The organism is Agathobacter ruminis, assembly GCF_002735305.1.
GTDB lineage: Bacteria > Bacillota > Clostridia > Lachnospirales > Lachnospiraceae > Roseburia > Roseburia ruminis.
The window spans coordinates 1-358 of sequence record NZ_PDYG01000053.1; the positions used below are offsets into that span (position 1 = coordinate 1).

The window sequence follows — 358 nt, forward strand, 5'->3', positions numbered from 1 at the left end:
GTTCCGCATTGTTGAAATATATATGATTCTTTTCACTATGTATAAAGGCACACCCTTGCACACAACAAAGCATTGTTATCAGCATTAAGGCCCATATAATCTCTACCGTTTTCTTTCTCATTATTTAAAATCCTCTAATCTGATTTTTCATTTATGAACTAAAACAACTATTCATCATCGTTTTCTTTATAGATCTCACTTGGATAATAAAGCCCATTCTCCTCATAATATGTTTTCCCCTTCCAACTTTTGAAGAGGTAACATAAGATACTCTCCTCTAGTCTATACCATCCAAAATCTTTTGCGAATCCATGTACATACCTCGGTCTAATCGGAATCTCTACATTTCCCAAAAAGT

At 33.8% G+C, this 358-nt stretch carries 1 protein-coding gene; it reads right to left on the bottom strand.

What is annotated here, in order from left to right; translation table 11 throughout:
- Positions 1-167: 167 nt before the first annotated feature.
- On the bottom strand, positions 168-358 hold a 191-nt coding region (locus CSX02_RS13755), incomplete at its 5' end, for a hypothetical protein (protein ID WP_207653765.1).